The sequence below is a fragment of the Dyella amyloliquefaciens genome, from assembly GCF_004296575.1.
GTDB lineage: Bacteria > Pseudomonadota > Gammaproteobacteria > Xanthomonadales > Rhodanobacteraceae > Dyella > Dyella amyloliquefaciens.
The window spans coordinates 518614-535011 of record NZ_SAYT01000007.1 but is presented as its reverse complement, the minus strand read 5'-3'; the positions used below and the strand labels follow the sequence as shown (position 1 = coordinate 535011).

18 protein-coding genes are annotated in these 16398 nt (G+C 66.1%); 5 read left to right on the top strand and 13 right to left on the bottom strand.

Annotated features, from left to right (window positions below):
• Positions 1-79: 79 nt before the first annotated feature.
• The 12 genes from holB to EPB08_RS18275 all read right to left on the bottom strand — a co-directional run bounded on the left by holB (position 80) and on the right by EPB08_RS18275 (position 10765).
• Entirely contained in the window at positions 80-1018 is a 939-nt protein-coding gene (holB, locus tag EPB08_RS18330; RefSeq protein ID WP_130620529.1) for a DNA polymerase III subunit delta', read from the bottom strand.
• Positions 1015-1650, bottom strand: coding sequence for a dTMP kinase (gene tmk / locus EPB08_RS18325; RefSeq protein ID WP_130620528.1), 636 nt, complete (start codon positions 1648-1650; stop codon positions 1015-1017). The genes holB and tmk overlap by 4 nt, the downstream gene beginning before the upstream one ends.
• Entirely contained in the window at positions 1647-2684 is a 1038-nt protein-coding gene (gene mltG, locus EPB08_RS18320) for an endolytic transglycosylase MltG (RefSeq protein ID WP_130620527.1), read from the bottom strand. Before mltG ends, tmk begins: the two co-directional genes overlap by 4 nt.
• The gene (pabC, locus tag EPB08_RS18315) at positions 2681-3508 is read right to left on the bottom strand and encodes an aminodeoxychorismate lyase (RefSeq protein WP_130620526.1); all 828 of its coding nucleotides are present in this window, start codon (positions 3506-3508) and stop codon (positions 2681-2683) included. Before pabC ends, mltG begins: the two co-directional genes overlap by 4 nt.
• Positions 3508-4836: an aminodeoxychorismate synthase component I gene (locus EPB08_RS18310; RefSeq protein WP_229238404.1), complete on the bottom strand. Its 1329-nt coding sequence runs from the start codon at positions 4834-4836 to the stop codon at positions 3508-3510. Before EPB08_RS18310 ends, pabC begins: the two co-directional genes overlap by 1 nt.
• Before the next feature lie 29 nt (positions 4837-4865).
• Complete coding sequence (gene fabF / locus EPB08_RS18305; protein WP_130620524.1) at positions 4866-6104, bottom strand: beta-ketoacyl-ACP synthase II; 1239 nt, start codon at positions 6102-6104, stop codon at positions 4866-4868.
• A gap of 214 nt (positions 6105-6318) precedes the next feature.
• Positions 6319-6558 carry an acyl carrier protein gene (gene acpP / locus EPB08_RS18300; RefSeq protein WP_038616856.1) on the bottom strand — a complete coding sequence of 80 codons (240 nt, stop codon included), beginning with the start codon at positions 6556-6558 and terminating at the stop codon, positions 6319-6321.
• Between the two features lie 298 nt (positions 6559-6856).
• Positions 6857-7600 carry a 3-oxoacyl-ACP reductase FabG gene (fabG, locus tag EPB08_RS18295; protein ID WP_130620523.1) on the bottom strand — a complete coding sequence of 248 codons (744 nt, stop codon included), beginning with the start codon at positions 7598-7600 and terminating at the stop codon, positions 6857-6859.
• A 63-nt stretch (positions 7601-7663) separates the two neighbouring features.
• Positions 7664-8611, bottom strand: coding sequence for an ACP S-malonyltransferase (gene fabD / locus EPB08_RS18290; protein ID WP_130620522.1), 948 nt, complete (start codon positions 8609-8611; stop codon positions 7664-7666).
• A 334-nt stretch (positions 8612-8945) separates the two neighbouring features.
• Positions 8946-9920: a beta-ketoacyl-ACP synthase III gene (locus EPB08_RS18285; RefSeq protein ID WP_130620521.1), complete on the bottom strand. Its 975-nt coding sequence runs from the start codon at positions 9918-9920 to the stop codon at positions 8946-8948.
• A gap of 149 nt (positions 9921-10069) precedes the next feature.
• The gene (gene rpmF / locus EPB08_RS18280; RefSeq protein WP_130620520.1) at positions 10070-10264 is read right to left on the bottom strand and encodes a 50S ribosomal protein L32; all 195 of its coding nucleotides are present in this window, start codon (positions 10262-10264) and stop codon (positions 10070-10072) included.
• 18 nt (positions 10265-10282) lie between these two features.
• Positions 10283-10765 carry a YceD family protein gene (locus EPB08_RS18275; RefSeq protein ID WP_130620641.1) on the bottom strand — a complete coding sequence of 161 codons (483 nt, stop codon included), beginning with the start codon at positions 10763-10765 and terminating at the stop codon, positions 10283-10285.
• Positions 10766-10940: 175 nt separating this feature from the next.
• On the opposite strand from EPB08_RS18275, the gene EPB08_RS18270 reads away from it, so the two are divergent.
• Both EPB08_RS18270 and EPB08_RS18265 read left to right on the top strand, forming a co-directional pair.
• Positions 10941-11396 (top strand): hypothetical protein, encoded by a 456-nt coding sequence (locus tag EPB08_RS18270; RefSeq protein ID WP_130620519.1) that lies wholly within the window; start codon positions 10941-10943, stop codon positions 11394-11396.
• Positions 11393-11977: a Maf family protein gene (locus tag EPB08_RS18265; RefSeq protein WP_130620518.1), complete on the top strand. Its 585-nt coding sequence runs from the start codon at positions 11393-11395 to the stop codon at positions 11975-11977. Before EPB08_RS18270 ends, EPB08_RS18265 begins: the two co-directional genes overlap by 4 nt.
• Positions 11978-12309: 332 nt before the next feature.
• Here the strand turns inward: EPB08_RS18265 and EPB08_RS21100 are convergent, their stop codons facing one another.
• Positions 12310-12477, bottom strand: a complete 168-nt coding sequence (locus EPB08_RS21100; RefSeq protein ID WP_165418536.1) for a hypothetical protein — start codon at positions 12475-12477, stop codon at positions 12310-12312.
• 41 nt (positions 12478-12518) lie between these two features.
• Here EPB08_RS21100 and EPB08_RS18260 point away from each other — a divergent pair, with 41 nt between their 5' ends.
• The 3 genes from EPB08_RS18260 to EPB08_RS18250 are packed head-to-tail and all read left to right on the top strand — an operon-like array spanning position 12519 to position 16389.
• On the top strand, positions 12519-13460 hold the full coding sequence (locus tag EPB08_RS18260; protein WP_130620517.1) for an AAA family ATPase: 942 nt from the start codon (positions 12519-12521) through the stop codon (positions 13458-13460).
• Positions 13460-14416, top strand: coding sequence for a DUF58 domain-containing protein (locus EPB08_RS18255; RefSeq protein ID WP_130620516.1), 957 nt, complete (start codon positions 13460-13462; stop codon positions 14414-14416). Before EPB08_RS18260 ends, EPB08_RS18255 begins: the two co-directional genes overlap by 1 nt.
• Positions 14413-16389, top strand: a complete 1977-nt coding sequence (locus EPB08_RS18250; RefSeq protein WP_130620515.1) for a transglutaminase TgpA family protein — start codon at positions 14413-14415, stop codon at positions 16387-16389. The genes EPB08_RS18255 and EPB08_RS18250 overlap by 4 nt, the downstream gene beginning before the upstream one ends.
• Positions 16390-16398 lie beyond the last annotated feature (9 nt).

Sequence of the window (16398 nt, the reverse complement as noted above, 5' to 3'; positions counted from 1 at the left end):
CTCTCCAGCCTAGGGAGACGGCCTGTCACCGGGCTTTCCCTTGTGCGGCGGCTCTTTGACGCGATCACCCCGTACCGACTCAACGCCAGCCGGCGAGCAACTCCAGCAGCAACAGGTCCCCGCGCAAGGGGCCGCGCAGCGATTCGCGCGTGCGGTTGGCGGACATGTACCAGCGGTCCAGTGCCTCGTTGTCCAACTGGCTGGCCAACGGACCGGCGGCACCGGAGGTGGCCCGCATCTTCATCTCGTCCGCCACTGCCTGCGCGGCGAACCACAGTCGCTGTTCGGGTTCGTTGTCGAGCCAGCGACGCGCCACTTCCATCGCTTCGCCACGGCCGGCCGCGAGCGCGCCGAGATCCTTGCGCACCTCCTGCCGTCGGGCCAAGGAGCCCTCTTCCGCCCAGACCCGCGCCATGCCGGGATTGCCGCCCGCGGCGTCGAGCGCCACGGCGGCATCCTTGACCCCGGCCTGCTGCAGCCAGGCGAGCGCCGTCTCGCGGGACGGCAAATGGAACTCGATGCGCTGGCAGCGACTGCGGATGGTCTGCGGCAGACGCCAGGGAGCATCGGCCACCAGCAACAGCAACGTCTGCGACGAGGGCTCTTCGAGCGTCTTGAGCAGTGCATTCGCCGCGGCCGCATTCATCGCATCGGCGGGATCGATGCAGACGATCTGCCAGCCACCGAACTGGCTGGCCATGGCGAGGCGCGCGGACAATTCGCGGATCTGGTCGACCACGATCTCGCTGCGCTGCACGCCGTCCTTGCGCAGGCCGAAACTCAGCACCGCATAGTCGGGGTGCGTGCCCGCCTCGAACAGCAGGCAGCTGCGACACTGCCCGCAAGGCTCGCCGTCATGCGCCTGCTGGCACAGCAGGCCCTGCGCAAAGCGATGCATGAACTCGCGCTTGCCCAGGCCCGCCGGACCACACAACAGCAACGCATGCGGCATGGCATCGCGCGCGCGCCGGGCCTGCAGCCGGGCCCAATGTTCCTCGTGCCAGGGCATGACACTCACGCGATGGCTCCAAACAGATGGCGCGTAGCGTCAATCGCCGCGTCGAGCACCTGTGCTTGCGTGAGGCTCGCATCGATGACGCGGAATCGCTCAGGCTGCGCGGCGGCGCGCGTGCGATAGGTCGCGCGCACGCGCTCGAAGAACGCATCGGCTTCGTTCTCGATGCGGTCGGCTTCGCCGCGGCCCGCAGCGCGCGCGCGACCGGTGGCCACCGGCAGATCGAGCAGCAGGGTAAGGTCGGGAGTCAGTCCCTCGGTCGCCCATTGCTCGAGCAAGGCGATACGCTCCATCGGCACGCCGCGCCCCCCGCCCTGGTAGGCATAGCTGGCGTCGGTGAAGCGATCGCACAGCACCCACTTGCCCGCAGCAAGCGCCGGCTCGATGCACTCGCGCACCAGCTGCGCGCGCGAGGCGAACATCAGCAGCAGCTCCGCCTCGGCGCTCATGTCGCGGCGCGCGGCGTCGAGCACGATGGCGCGCACGGCTTCGCCCAGGGGCGTGCCACCGGGCTCGCGCGTCTGCACCAGGGATACACCCTGTTCGACCAGGTGCTTTTGCAGGCCGGCCAGCAAAGTGCTCTTGCCGGCGCCTTCGCCACCTTCGAGCGAAATGAATTTGCCTCGTACGGTCATTGGCAGCGCTTCAACTGATAGCAGGCGACGTTGTGATTGTGCTCGTCCAGCGTCGAGGAGAACACATGCGAGCCGTCGCCACGAGCGACGAAATAGAGTTCCGTGCCCTGGGCCGGATGCAACGCCGCCTCGATGGCCGGCTTGCCGGGCATCGCGATCGGTGTCGGCGGCAGCCCCGGGCGCGTATACGTATTGTAGGGCGTGTCGGTGGTGAGATCCGACTTGTGGATATTGCCGGCGTAACTGTCGCCCATGCCGTAGATCACCGTGGGGTCGGTCTGCAGCAGCATGTGGATCTGCAGGCGACGCACGAACACGCCAGCGATGCGCGGGCGCTCGTCGGCGCGCCCGGTCTCCTTCTCCACGATGGAGGCGAGGATCAGCGCGTCGTAGGGCGTGGCCAGCGGCAGGTCCTTGTCGCGCTGCGCCCACAGCGCATCGAGCATCTTCGCCATCGCCGCATGGGCGCGACGGAGAATGTCGAGATCGCTGTCACCCTTCACGTAGGCGTAGGTCTCCGGCAGAAAGCGGCCCTCCGGCATTTCGCCCGGGGCACCGATCTTCGTCATCAGCTGGGCGTCGTCCAGGCTTGCACCGTCCTGGCGCAGTTTGTCGGCCTTGGCCAGCGCCTGGCGCAGGTCGCGGAAGGTCCAGCCATCGACGATGGTGAAGTTGCGCTGCAGGACCCGCCCCGCCGCCATGTTGAGCAGCAGGTCGCGCGGGGTCATGCCGGCCGGCAACGCGTATTCGCCGGCGTGCAGGCGACCGGCAACGCGCAGCTGCTCGGCCAGCACACGCCAGTACAGCGGCCCTGTCGTCGTAACGTGCTGCTCGCGCAGCAGGCCGACGACATCGCGCAGATTGCTGCCCTTGCCCACGTCGACGCTCGGCGTCTGTGCGGACACCGTCAGCGGGGTCCGCACGAAACGCTGGTAATCGATCCAACCGTAGGCCACGGCACCCGCCACGGCCAATAGCACCAGCACGGCAAGCACACGCCAGGGCGCCCGTCCGTGCATCTTCATTCGGTTCATGCCTGCTCCATCGGAAAACCCAGCCCGCGCCAGTGCTGCTGCAAGGCGCGAGTGACCGGCCCGGGAACATACACCGTATCGCCCACGGCCTGAACCGGCAGGATGCCCCGGACGCTGGAACTGAGGAAGACCTCGCCCGCACGCGCCAGGTGTTCCGCGCGCAACGGCATGACCTGTGTATCCGCATAGGCCGCCAGCACTTCGGCGCGGGCCACGCCCGCCACGCCGCAGCGCTCGATCGACGGGGTGACCAATGCCCCGTCAACCACCGCGAACAGATTGGCCATGGTGGCCGAAACGATGTTGCCGTCGAGATCGAGCAGCAGCCCCTCCGGGATGGCGGCATCGCTCCATTCGGCTCGCGCCAGCACCTGCTCCAGTCGATTGAGGTGTTTCATGCCCGCCAGCAGCGGTTGCAGGCCCAGGCGCGTGTTGCACCAGCGCACGCGGATGCCGCGCACGTAGACTTCGCCGTGCATCGCCGGCGCGTCGAAGCCGGCCACGATGCGCGTCGGTTGCGGCGTGGCCGGCGGTGCGTAACCACGCGCGCCCGTGCCCCGTGTCAGGGTGATACGGACAACGGCGTGTTCCAGGCCGCACGATACCGCCAACGCTTCGCGCAACAGTCGTTCGCCATCGGGCACAGGCATCGCCAGCCTGCGGCAGCCATCGCGCAGGCGCTGCATGTGGCGCACCCACAACGGAGCCATGCCGTGAACGAAACGAATCGTTTCGAACAGGCCGTCACCGTAGGAAAGTCCACGGTCGAGCACGGAAACGGTATCGGCCGGCGCACCATCGACGAGGACGCGCGCGGCGGACATCAGCCCTGCACTCCCAGTGCGCGCAGCAGGCCGCGCGCCTTGGCGCGGGTTTCGTCCAGTTCCTTCTCCGCCACCGAGTCGGCCACGATACCCGCGCCGGCGCGCAAGGTGACCTCGGAACCGGACAACGTGAAGGTACGGATGAGGATGTTGAGGTCCAGGTCGCCGTTGCGGTCGAGATAGCCGAGCGCGCCCGTATAGGCGCCGCGTGGCGCGTCCTCGATCGCTGCGATGATCTCCATGCAGCGCACCTTGGGACAGCCGGTGATGGTGCCGCCCGGGAAGGTCGCCGCGATCACCTGCCCCGGCGTCACCTCGGCACGCAGCCGACCGCGCACGTTCGACACGATGTGGTGCACGTGCGCATAGCTCTCCACCACCATCAGTTCGTTCACCTCGACCGTGCCCGGCACGCAGACGCGCCCCAGGTCGTTGCGCTCCAGGTCGATCAGCATCACGTGCTCGGCACGCTCCTTCGGGTGCGTGCTGAGTTCACGGATGCGCGCACTTTCATCATCGCCGGGCGTTCGCGGCCGCGTGCCTGCAATGGGACGTGTTTGCGCAAGGCCATGGCGCACTTCCACCAGCCGCTCCGGCGAGGAGCTCACCACCGCCCAGCCGGGCTGCTGCAGCAAACCGGCAAACGGTGCCGGATTCGCCTGCCTCAGCGCCGCGTACAGCGATGTGGGTGACGGGGGGGCCGCATAACGCGCATGCCATGCCCGCGAAAGATTGACCTGGAAAATATCGCCAGCGTGCAGGTGCTCGTGGATGCGCTCCACGCCACGCAGGAAGTTCGCAGGCTCGTCTTCACCGCACCATTCAGGCGCAGCCAGCGCTGGTGGTGCAAAACCAGTCGCGAGATCAGCCTCCATCGCGTCGAGCAGCGCTTCGTGGCCGGGCTCGGCGATAAGCACGGTACGGTGACGCTCATGATCGACCACGATGGCCGCGGGGCAACGCAAAGCCAGCGCCACCGGAATCGCTTCAGGCATGCGCAAGCGCAAGCGTGGCTCGATATCACCGGCCAGTTCGTAAGCAAGCAGCAACAGCCAGCCGCCATGGAACGGGAGATCGTCGGCGGCGTCGCGCGGAAGCTTCTCGGCCTTCCACGCCTCGTCGAGCACATCGAGAAATCGGCCAGGGCGCTCGTCGCCATTCCCGTCGCGAAGCCGGCCATCCATGCACAGCGTCAGGCTGTCCTGCGGAAAGGCAAACAGGATGTCGTAGCGCGCCTGCGGCGTGCCGGGCGTGACACTCTGCAACAGGCCCGGATAGCGCTCCGGAAATGCAGCGGCCGGCGCGAGAAGATCGCGCCGGCCGTGCAAGGTCCTTCGATGAAACGCGGTCACGTCGCTCAAACGCGACGGAACGCCAGCGTGCCGTTGGTGCCGCCAAAACCGAACGAGTTGGAGATGGCCACGTCGAGCTTGGCCTCGCGTGCGGTGTGCGCCACGAAGTCGAGGTCGCAGCCTTCGCTCGGCTCGTCCAGGTTGATGGTCGGCGGCAGCACCTGGTCGCGCAGCGCCAGGATGGTGAAGATCGCTTCCACGCCACCGGCGGCACCGAGCAGATGGCCGGTGACCGACTTGGTCGAGCTCATCGCCAGCTTGTAGGCGTGATCGCCGAACACACGCTTGGCCGCGAGCACTTCGCCGAGGTCGCCCAGCGGCGTGGAGGTGCCGTGCGCGTTGATGTACTGCACTTCGGTCGGATTGAGGCCGGCATCCTTCAGCGCGCTCTCCATGCAACGCGCCGCACCTTCGCCACCTTCGCTGGGCGCGGTGATATGGAAAGCGTCGCCGCTCATGCCGAAGCCCACGAGCTCGGCGTAAATCTTCGCGCCACGCGCCTTGGCGTGTTCGTACTCTTCCAGCACCAGCACGCCCGCGCCGTCAGACAGCACGAAACCGTCACGATCCTTGTCCCACGGACGGCTGGCCTTGGTCGGCTCGTCGTTGCGGGTGGACATGGCCTTGGCCGAGCAGAAGCCCGCCATCGCCGTGCCGGTGGTGGCGAACTCGGCGCCGCCGGCGATCATCACGTCGGCGTCGCCGTACTGGATCATGCGCGCGGCGAGACCGATGTTGTGCGTACCGGTGGTGCAGGCGGTCACGCACGCGATGTTCGGGCCCTTCAGGCCATTCATGATCGACAGGTGACCGGAGACCATGTTGATGATCGAACTGGGCACGAAGAACGGGGACACGCGACGCGGGCCCTTGTCGTGCAGTTCGATCGAGGTGTGTTCGATGGTATGCAGGCCGCCGATGCCGGCCGCCACGGCCACGCCGATGCGCGGCGCGTTCGCTTCCGTCACTTCCAGGCCGGAATCGCGCAGGGCTTGCGTGCCCGCGGCGATGCCGTAGTGGATGAACGGATCCATCTTCTTAATTTCTTTCGGGGCGATCCATTGCGCGGGATCGAAATCACGTACCTGACCAGCGATGCGCGTGGCATACGTGGTGGCGTCGAAATGGGTAACCGCGCCGATCCCGCTCACGCCCTTGAGGATGTTGTCCCAGGCGGTAGCGATATCGTTGCCGACCGGCGAGATGATGCCGAGACCGGTTACAACCACACGTCGTTTGCTCATACTGATCTTCCCTCGAGTTTCCGTGGTCCCGCCGCATCGGAGGGACTTTCCGCGCTATCGCGGCCACGTCATCCGGGCCCTTCGGTGCGCGGCGCACACCATACGGGATCGGACGTTGCAAATTGCAGAAACGAAAACTGCGCCAATGTGGCGCAGCTTCCGATATCGCCGGTGGTCGGGCGCATGGTGAGATGCGCCGGCCACAACGGAGCGATCACTCCTTGGTGTGGGCCTTGATGTAGTCAACAGCCTGCTGCACCGTGGTGATCTTCTCGGCCTCTTCGTCCGGAATCTCGGTCTCGAACTCTTCCTCGAGAGCCATCACCAGTTCAACGGTGTCCAGCGAATCAGCGCCCAGATCGTCCACGAACGAAGCGTTCGCCGTGACTTCATCTTCCTTCACGCCCAACTGCTCGACGACGATTTTCTTGACGCGCTCTTCGATGGTGCTCATGTTGCCAATACCTCCCAAGGAGTAGTTACCTGTCACACCGGCCATGGAGCCGGCATATGGCCGCGGATTGTAGTGGCTAACCCTCAGGGCTGCCATGGTCCGCCAGCGGTGGTGATACGCAGGCCACGGGACCGGCGCGAAAGAAGCAATTGTCGCCTAAAACGAACTTGCGTGCGACAACTCCTTGTTAAACCGGCCCGTGCCGGCAAGCCGGGCGCCCTGCCAGCAGGCTGGATGGGCACTCGACCGTTTCAAACAATGCAGCGTGCGGCGGGGCTTGCCGCAATTTCTTCACCCCTTACGGCATGTACATGCCGCCATTGACGTGCAGGGTCTCGCCCGTGATGTAGGAGGCCGCCGGAGACGCCAGGAAGGCCACCGCCTTCGCGATGTCACTGGCTTCGCCGAGGCGACCGAGCGCGATCTGACCCAGCAGCGCCGTCTTGGATTCCTCCGGCAGCGAACGCGTCATGTCGGTATCGATGAAGCCCGGGGCCACCACATTGACCGTGATGCCGCGCGAACCGATCTCGCGCGCCAGCGACTTGGAGAACGCGATGATGCCGGCCTTGGCCGCGGCGTAGTTGGACTGGCCCGGATTGCCGGTCAGGCCGATCACCGAGGCAATGGAAATGATGCGGCCCTTGCGCGCCTTCATCATGCCGCGCATGACCGCCTTCGACGTGCGATACACCGAGGTCAGATTGGTATCGAGGATCGCCTGCCAGTCTTCGTCGCGCATGCGCATCAGCAACTGGTCGCGGGTGATGCCGGCGTTGTTCACCAGGACCGACACCGGCCCGAATTCCTTGGTGATGTTGTCGATCAGCGCTTCGACAGCGCCCTCTCCGGTGACGTTGAGCACGCGACCATGGCCGCCGTGCGGGGCCAGGCGCTCGCCGATCGCAGCTGCGCCGCTTTCGCTGGTGGCCGTGCCGATGACGGTCGCGCCAAGCGACGCCAGTTCGTCGGCGATGGCGGCACCGATGCCGCGGCTGGCGCCGGTGACGAGGGCGATCTCACCTTGCAGTGTCTTGCTCATCTGTCATTTCCCTTTGGATGGCCGGACGTCGATACGTCCGGCGCATGATGTCTTTAAAGCGGCTCAGGCCCACTCGGCGCGCGCGGCGTCGAGTTCCGCAGGCGTACCGATGGCGCGCGCCTCGACACTCTTGTCGATGCGCTTGATGAGACCAGCGAGCACCTTGCCCGGGCCAGCTTCGGCCACGCGCGTGGCGCCACCGGCCACCAGCGCCTGCACGCATTCGGTCCAGCGCACCGGCAGGTACAGCTGGCGCTGCAGCGCACCGCGGATATCTTCGATCGTGCTGTAGCTGCGCGCTTCGGCGTTCTGGATCACGGGGATCGACGGCAGCTGCCACTGGATGGACGCCATGCGCTCGCCGAGACGATCGGAAGCGTCGCGCATGAGCGCGCAATGCGACGGCACGGACACGGCGAGCTTGATCGCCTTCTTCACGCCCTGCTCCGCCAGCTTGGCGAGCGCACGATCCACGGCTTCGGCGTTGCCGGCAATGACAAGCTGGCCCGGTGAGTTGAAGTTGGCCGGTGAGACCACCTGACCCTGCGCCACTTCGTCGCACACAGCTGCAATCTGTGCGTCGTCGCCACCCAGGATGGCCGCCATGGCGCCTACGCCCGGCGGCACCGCCGCCTGCATCAAGCGGCCGCGCTCGGCCACGAGGGCCGCCGCGTCATGCAATGAAAGCGCGCCGGCACACACGAGTGCGCTGTACTCGCCCAGGCTATGGCCCGACAGCTGCGCAGGCTGCCCACCGCCAAGCTTCTGCCACACGCGCCACACGGCCACGCTTGCTGCCAGCAAGGCGGGCTGCGTGTTCTCGGTGCGGTTGAGATCCTCTTCCGGCCCCTGCTGGCTCAGCGCCCACAAGTCGACACCGGCGCCCTGCGAAACCTCGTCGAACGTGGCCTTCACTTCCGGATGGGCGGCGGCCAGCTCGGCCAGCATGCCCACCGACTGGGAGCCCTGCCCCGGGAAAACGAAAGCGAGCGTAGCGGCGGTCTGAGTCATGGAGCGTGGATGTTCCGAAGCGAAAAATGGAATGGTGCCAGCATTAGCCGCCATACGCAGCTGTATCCGCGCACGCGGGGCTGTTTCAGGCCCGTTTTGGGCGCCGGATCACCTGGTATTGCTTGATGCAGATCAATGCCATCCCGATGCGGCATCTTTCGGCCACTGAACGCGCGTCAGGCGACGAGCCTGCACCTTTTCACTTCCAGCTAACGCACGCGGGTACAGCCCCCCCCCCTGCTTCCGCAGTACCCCCAAGCGGAAGTCCGGGTGCCATGAAACAAAAATGCCGCCCTTTCGGGCGGCATTCGCGACTTCGGGCTAAGCGAGGGGCTCAGTAGCGCAGCAGCGCCGAGGCCCAGGTAAAGCCGCCACCGAAGGCTTCCAACAGCAGGTTCTGGCCACGCTGCACCTTGCCCGAACGCACGGCGTAATCCAGCGCCAGCGGCACCGAGCCCGAGGACGTGTTGGCGTGTTCCTGCACGGTGACGATCACCTGCTCCATCGGCATCGCCAGGCGCTTGGCCGTGGCTTCGATGATGCGCAGGTTGGCCTGGTGCGGAATCAGCCAGTCGATCTGCGAGGCTTCCATGCCGGCGGCCTGCAGGGTTTCGTCGACCAGCGAGTCGAGCGTCTTCACCGCGACCTTGAACACTTCGCGGCCGGACATGTTGATGCGCACGCCGTGATTGGGCTCGTCCTTGAAACCGACCGAAACACCGACCGGGTTGTACAGCAGATGCTTGAAGCCGCCATCGGCATGCAGCAGCGTGGCGTAGATGCCGGGCTCCTCGGAAGCCTCCAGCACCACCGCGCCAGCGCCATCGCCGAACAGCACGCAGGTCTCGCGCTCGTTCCAGTCGATCATGCGGGTCAGCGTTTCCGCACCGATCACCAGCACCTTCTTGGACTGGCCGCTGCGAATGAACTTGTCGGCAATGCCCAGCGCGTAGACGAAACCCGAGCAGGCGGCATTGACGTCAAAAGCGGCGCAACCATTCGCACCCAGGCGGTGCTGCACCAGGCAGGCGGTGGACGGGAAGATGATGTCGGGCGTGGTCGTGCCCAGCACGATCAGGTCGAGCTCGGACGGCTTGACCCCTGCGGCCTCGAGGGCGCGCAACGCGGCCTGGGTGGCCAGGTCACCAGTGGTCTCGCCTTCGGCGGCGATGTGGCGGCGCTGGATACCGGTGCGACTGCGAATCCATTCGTCACTGGTCTCGACAACTTTCTCGAGATCGGCGTTGGTCACCACTCGCTCGGGCAGCGCGCTGCCGGTACCGGTGATGCGGGCGTAAATCTGGGCCATTAACTTTCCATGCGACGGACTGGGACGAAAGAGCCGCGCAGCGTGCTGCAGCCGGCCGCCAATCCGCCAACGTTACGTGTGTGATCGCATAAACGCAAAGCGGCGCGAAATCGCGCCGCCCTGCGGAACCGTATCCCTTGCGGGAACGATCAATCCTCTTCGACCACCGCGGTGTTGGTGTCGATGACCTTCTTGCCGCGGTAGTAGCCATCCTTGGTGACGTGGTGGCGCAGGTGCACCTCGCCACTGGTCGGATCGGTGGCCAGCTGCACGGTCTTCAGCGCATCGTGCGAACGACGCATGCCGCGGGTGGACGGGGTCTTGCGGCTCTTGGCAACGGCCATGGCGAATCTCCAGCTAAATCAACGTTTCTTGAGTTCGCGCAAAACCGCGAACGGGTTATCGGAACGCCCTTCGCCAGAGGAGACTTCCTCCGGCCCGGGGCCTACTACTTCTTCGGGCAGCGTGCTGTCCGGATTCACCGGGATCAGCGGCAGCGCCAACAACAATTCGTCTTCAATCACATCCGCCAGGTTCAGCTTGCCGTCGTCGGCGACGAGCAAGGGCTCGACCTCCGGCGGTAACGCTGCTTCCTCGCGCTCGAAACGGATCAATCCAAGCCGGCTGTCCACCGTCACCGGCAGCACGAACGGCTCCAAGGTGCGTTGGCAGGTCAGCGTGAGCGGTGCCTGGACGCGCAGGTCCAGGTACGCCGTACCGAACTCGTCGCGACCAAAATCCAGCTCGTATTGCGCGGTTCCTTCCGTACCGGCCAAGGCCTCACCCAGTCGCCGCAAAGCAGCGATGGGAAGTACTCCCTGGAAAGAACGCCGCGCCGAGACCATGCGCCAAGCGTCCACGGACTCTGGCAGTGTCACGGACATAGACATGAAATCTTAGGATTACAACACTTTGAAGTCAACGGGTGACCCGGAATTCAGTCGCCATCCCGGCTATTTTGCCTGAATTCGCCCGGTACGGCAGACTGCGGGCACCTCCATCGACGAACCGGCCGATACCGTGAACCCCTACCTGATGATCGGCCTGGCTGCACTGGTGGTGCTGGCTGCAGCGATGATCGGCATGACTGCGGCCTATCGGCGCCGGGCTGAGCGTCGCGCCGGCAGCCTGCATCGCCTGCTGGAGCTGGCCGACCGCCTGGAACTGGACCTGCGGACCTGCCGGACCGGCCTGCAGCAGGCTCATGCCGTGATGTCGGTGAACCCTGATCTTCCGGCCAGCAGCGAGCAGGAAGCCCGCCACGCCGTCGATGCCGGGCTGCGCTCCCTGTTGCAGCAACGCATCTGGATCCGGGACCAGGCTCCCCGCGCCAGCCAGCAACAGCTGGATGAGGCGGCGGCAGCGATGAATGATACCCGCGACAAGTTGCGCCCTCTGCTGGCCGCACTGGATCGCGCCCAACATGACCTGGACAGCGCCATGCGCGAGCACCTGCGGCGGGAACACGACGCGTGACCCTTCCAACCCTGGTGCTGGGCTCCACCTCACGTTACCGCGCCGAATTGCTGCGCCGGCTCTACCCCTCGTTCGAACAGCGCTCGCCGGGCACTGACGAAAGCCATCTGCCTGACGAGACGCCCCGGGACCGCGCCCTGCGCCTGGCCGTCGCCAAGGCGCGAGCGGCCGCGGAAGGGCTGGATGACGCCCTGGTGATCGGCTCAGACCAGGTCGCCGAACTCGAAGGCCTGGTACTGGACAAGCCGGGCACGGTGGAACGGGCCCGCGCCCAGCTCGCCGCCAGCTCGGGCCGCGAGGTGCATTTCCATACGGCGCTGTGCCTTCACGACACACGCAGCGGGCAGGATCGGGTCCACGTTGACCATACCCGCGTACGTTTCCGTAGCCTGGATGCGGACGAGATCGCCCGTTACGTCGAGCGGGAACGACCGCTGGACTGCGCCGGCAGCTTCAAGTGCGAAGGCCTGGGCATCAGCCTGTTCGAGCGCATCGACAACGAAGACCCCAGTGCACTGATCGGCCTGCCGCTGATCGCGTTGGCACGGCTACTGCGCGAAGCAGGCATCACGCTCCCCTGAAGAACGCCAGCCTTGCCCCGAATCGGCTGCAACGGCGGCGTGCCAGGACATGCGCCGTTCATCCGCTAACACCACGACAGGCGACACCTCGGGTACCCGCCCTCCTTGGTGAAGGCGCCGCGGCGGCACCCCGCCGTGGCGCCGCCTCGAGGCTTCATCACGCTCCCGCATGGCGTGCTGCGGAGCGCGCCCGCGCTTCACGTTGAGTCGCGCACCAGCCACGGCAACGCGCTACCCAGCACAAGGAAGCGCCAGCGCATGCCGAGCAAACCACGGCCAGCCACGCCTTCACCCAGGCGAGTAGGCCACGCCACCGGCGCTGGAAGGTCGCTCTAGCCCCAGGCGAGGTGGCAGCCTTCCTGCCCATAGAACGCCTCGTCACCGAATGGCGACAGCGTCACGGCAAGCATGAGCTTGGGCAGGAACGGCATCACGAAACCGGCCAGGAACGCGGCTCGCCAGCGCGCAACGCCCACGGCTACACTGCCGACACCACGCACGAGCCTTGCCCTGCATCGCCCTTCCCCACTGCCAGAACCCCATGTCCGCGATTACTCCGTTGCACGATGAAACGCTGCACGCTCGACTGGAGGCCGCCATGGGCCAGGTCAATCGTGTGCTGCTGGGCAAGCCGCGCCAGGTCAAGCTGGCCTTTACCTGCCTGATCGCAGGCGGCCATCTGCTGCTGGAAGACGTTCCCGGCGTGGGCAAGACCACGCTGGCACATGCGCTCGCTGCAAGCTTCGCGCTGGAGTTCCAGCGCGTGCAGTTCACCAGCGATCTGTTGCCGTCGGACATCATCGGGGTAAGCGTCTACGAGCGCGAAACCGGGCAGTTCCGCTTCCATCCCGGCCCCATCTTCACCGGCCTGCTGCTGGCCGACGAAATCAATCGCGCGACACCCAAGACGCAAAGCGCCTTGCTGGAAGCGATGGCGGAATCCCAGGTCACCGTGGACGGGCAGACGCATGCGCTGCCGCAGCCGTTCTTCGTCGTGGCCACGCAGAACCCGCTGGACCTCGCCGGCACCTTTCCGTTGCCCGATTCCCAGCTCGACCGGTTCATGCTGCGCGTCTCGCTGGACTATCCGGATGCCACCGCGGAACGTGCACTGCTCACCGGCAGCGATCGACGCGACCTGCTCGCCCAGCTGTCGCCACAACTGGACAACACCGGCCTGAACGAACTGTCGCGACGGGCACAGGGCGTCACCGCCAGCAGTGCGTTGCTGGACTATCTGCAGGCCCTGCTCGCTGCCAGCCGCCGCCACGCCGACATCCGCGTGGGCCTTTCGCCTCGCGCGGGCCTGGCCCTGCTTGGTGCAGCGCGTGCCTGGGCGATGCTGAGCGGTCGCTCGCACGTGATCCCGGAAGACATCCAGGCCTTGTTCGTGCCATTGGCCGCGCACCGCCTGGTCACCACGCGCGGCGCCAGCGGTGAAAGCCTGGCGCGCGCGCTGCTGGCCGACGTCGCGGTGGATTGATGCCGGCGGCCTTCCGTCGCCTCCAGGCCTGGGCCGAACGGCGCCTGCCCGCGCTCACCCGCTACAAGCGGCCCGAAAGCCTGCCCATCACGCTGCACCGCCGGCGCGTCTACATCGTGCCGACCGCCTTTGGCATCGCATTCACCCTGTTGCTGCTGGTAATGCTGCTTGGCGCACTCAACTATGCGAACAATGCCGCGCTGCTCCTCACCTGCATGCTTGGCTCGGCATGCACCGCCAGCATGCTGGTGGCATTTCGAAGCCTGCACCGCCTGCGCCTGACCGCCATCCGCCATGGCCAGGCCATGGCCGGCGAACCCATGGTGATCCAGCTGGTCTTTACCGGCGAGGATCACACCCACCCATCCGTGCACGCCGATATGGACGGCCAAACGGAAACGTTCATGGTCGCCGCCCGCGCAGAAGCCTGGGTGTCGCTGAATCTCGCCACTTCGCAGCGCGGCTGGCAGCCGCTGCCGAGAATCAAGCTGTGGAGCAATTGGCCGCTGGGGCTGTTCCATGCGTGGAGCTGGATTCATCCCGACCATGCCGTGCTGGTGTGGCCACGCCCCGAACCCGCCGGCCCGCCCCCCATGCTTCAGGGTGAACAGGATCTGCGCCGCCGCCTGCACCAGGGCGAAGACATTGCGGCACTGCGCGATTACCGCGCGGGCGATCCGCAACGCCACATCGCATGGAAGCACAGCGCACGCCACGAACACCTGCTGGTGAAGGATTTCGAACAACCGGAAGCGCAGGAGGAATGGCGGCTGGACTGGCGTAGCCTGTCGACGCTTTCGCCGGAGGCACGCATTGCCCGCCTGGCGCGATGGCTCGGCGAAGCCGAGGCCGTGGGCCGGCCTACCGCCCTCTGGCTGCCGGGTGAAGACATCGGCCTCGGCCATGGCCGCAGTCACTACGCGCATTGCATGAATGCGCTGGCACGGCTGCCATGATCTGCTTCGCATGGTTTCGCCACCGTCATCGCGAACCGTTGGACGTCCGTCCCTTCGACCTGCTCTGCCTCACCGTCGCCGTGGTGCTCGCGGTGCATGCGCCCCACATGCCGGCATGGCTGAGCCTGGCGCTGGCCGCGACCCTGGCAGCGCGCTGGTGGCAGCGTCGCCGCTACGGCGGTCGTGCACCGATCGCCCTGAAGATACCGCTGGTCGCCTTGTTGTCAGGCGCCGTGATTTTTCACTACGGCAACCTGTTCGGGCGCGAGCCCGGCGCGGCGCTGGCCGTCGGCCTGCTCGTACTGAAACTGCTGGAAACTGAAACGACCCGCGATGCTCGCGTGGGTGCAGCGTTCTCCTGCTTCGCGCTGATGAGTGCCCTGCTTTTCGACCAGGGCATGGTGGCCACCGTACTGGTGGCGCTTGGCCTGTTGCCTGCGCTGGCCACCTTGCGCGCACTGGAACCCGCACACGCGGCAACGCCCCTGCCTCGCGAATTGCTGCCGGCGCTCGGCCTGCTGGGTGCCTCGCTGCCGCTGGCCTTGCTGGCTTTCCTGTTTGTGCCCCGCCTGAGCACCCCGCTGTGGGGCGCCCCAAACACCGGGCAGACACGCACCGGCCTCAGCGAAGACATGTCGCCGGGTGATTTCACCGAGTTGCTCGTCGACGATCGCCCCGCCATGCGGGTGACGTTCGATGGCGTGCTGCCTCCGCCCTCGCAGCGTTACTTCCGCGCCTATGTCATGTGGAATTACGACGGGCGCCGCTGGAGCCACCTGGGCACGGGTGGTGCACCCGGCGAGGTAGAGCACGGCAGCGTCCTGACGAGCTATACGGTCAGCCTGGAGGCGACCGGGCAGCGCATCCTGCCGGCGCTGGACGTACCTGTCGAAGCACCCGACCAGGCACGCCTGAGCTCCGATCACGAGGTGCTTTCCGCCAGCCCGGTCAATGCCACGCTCACCTACAGCCTTCGCTCGGCCTCTTCCTATCGACTGGAGCCACAACTCGACGAACGGGAACGTCGCCGCGGACTGCGGCTTCCTGCGGGATTCAATCCCCGCACGCTGGCATTGGCCCAACGCTGGCGCACCGAGTTCGGCAACAACGACAAAGCCATCGTCCAGACGGCACTGAAGCTGTTCCACGACGGCGGGTTCAGCTACACGCTCGCGCCCGCTCCATTGGGCAGGGATGCCGTGGATGATTTCCTGTTCTCCACCCACGAAGGTTTTTGCGAACACTATTCGTCAGCCTTCACCGTGCTCATGCGTGCAGCCGGGATTCCTGCACGGGTAGTCACCGGTTACCAGGGTGGCTACTGGAATGAACTAGGCAGTTACCTCCTGGTCCGACAGTCCGATGCCCACGCATGGAGCGAAGTCTGGCTGCCTGGCGAGGGCTGGCAACGCGTGGATCCCACCGCCGCGGTACGCCCCGAACGCGTCGACCTCGGCGCCGCCGCGGCGGCTGCGCAAGAAAGCGCAGGATGGTCGCCTGGCCAATGGTGGCTGGGCATGCGCAATCAATGGGATGTCGTCAACCGCTGGTGGAACCAAGGCGTTATCGGCTTTGACACACTGCGACAGCATGGATTGCTGACGCCGTTCGGCCTGCATGACACCGACCCGGGCATGTTGGGGTTGCTGCTGGCCGTCGGCGGTTCGTTGTTCGCGGCACTGGGGCTTTTGTGGGCGATGTGGAAACGCCCCGCCAATGATCCGGTGCGCACGTCGATGCAGTTGCTGGAACGACGACTGGCCGCGTTGGGCGTGGTCCGCCGTCACAGTGAAGGACCGCAGCACTTCTTCATTCGCGCGACACGGGCCCTCCCCACCCACCGCGCCGAATTGGAGGTCTTGATGAGGACGTATCTGGAATTGCGTTACGCCTACGACGAACCGCCAGCGGAGCTGCTGAAGAACTTTCGACAGGCCGCACGGGACTTTCGACCGCGTCGCATGGTCAAATGATATTGAACC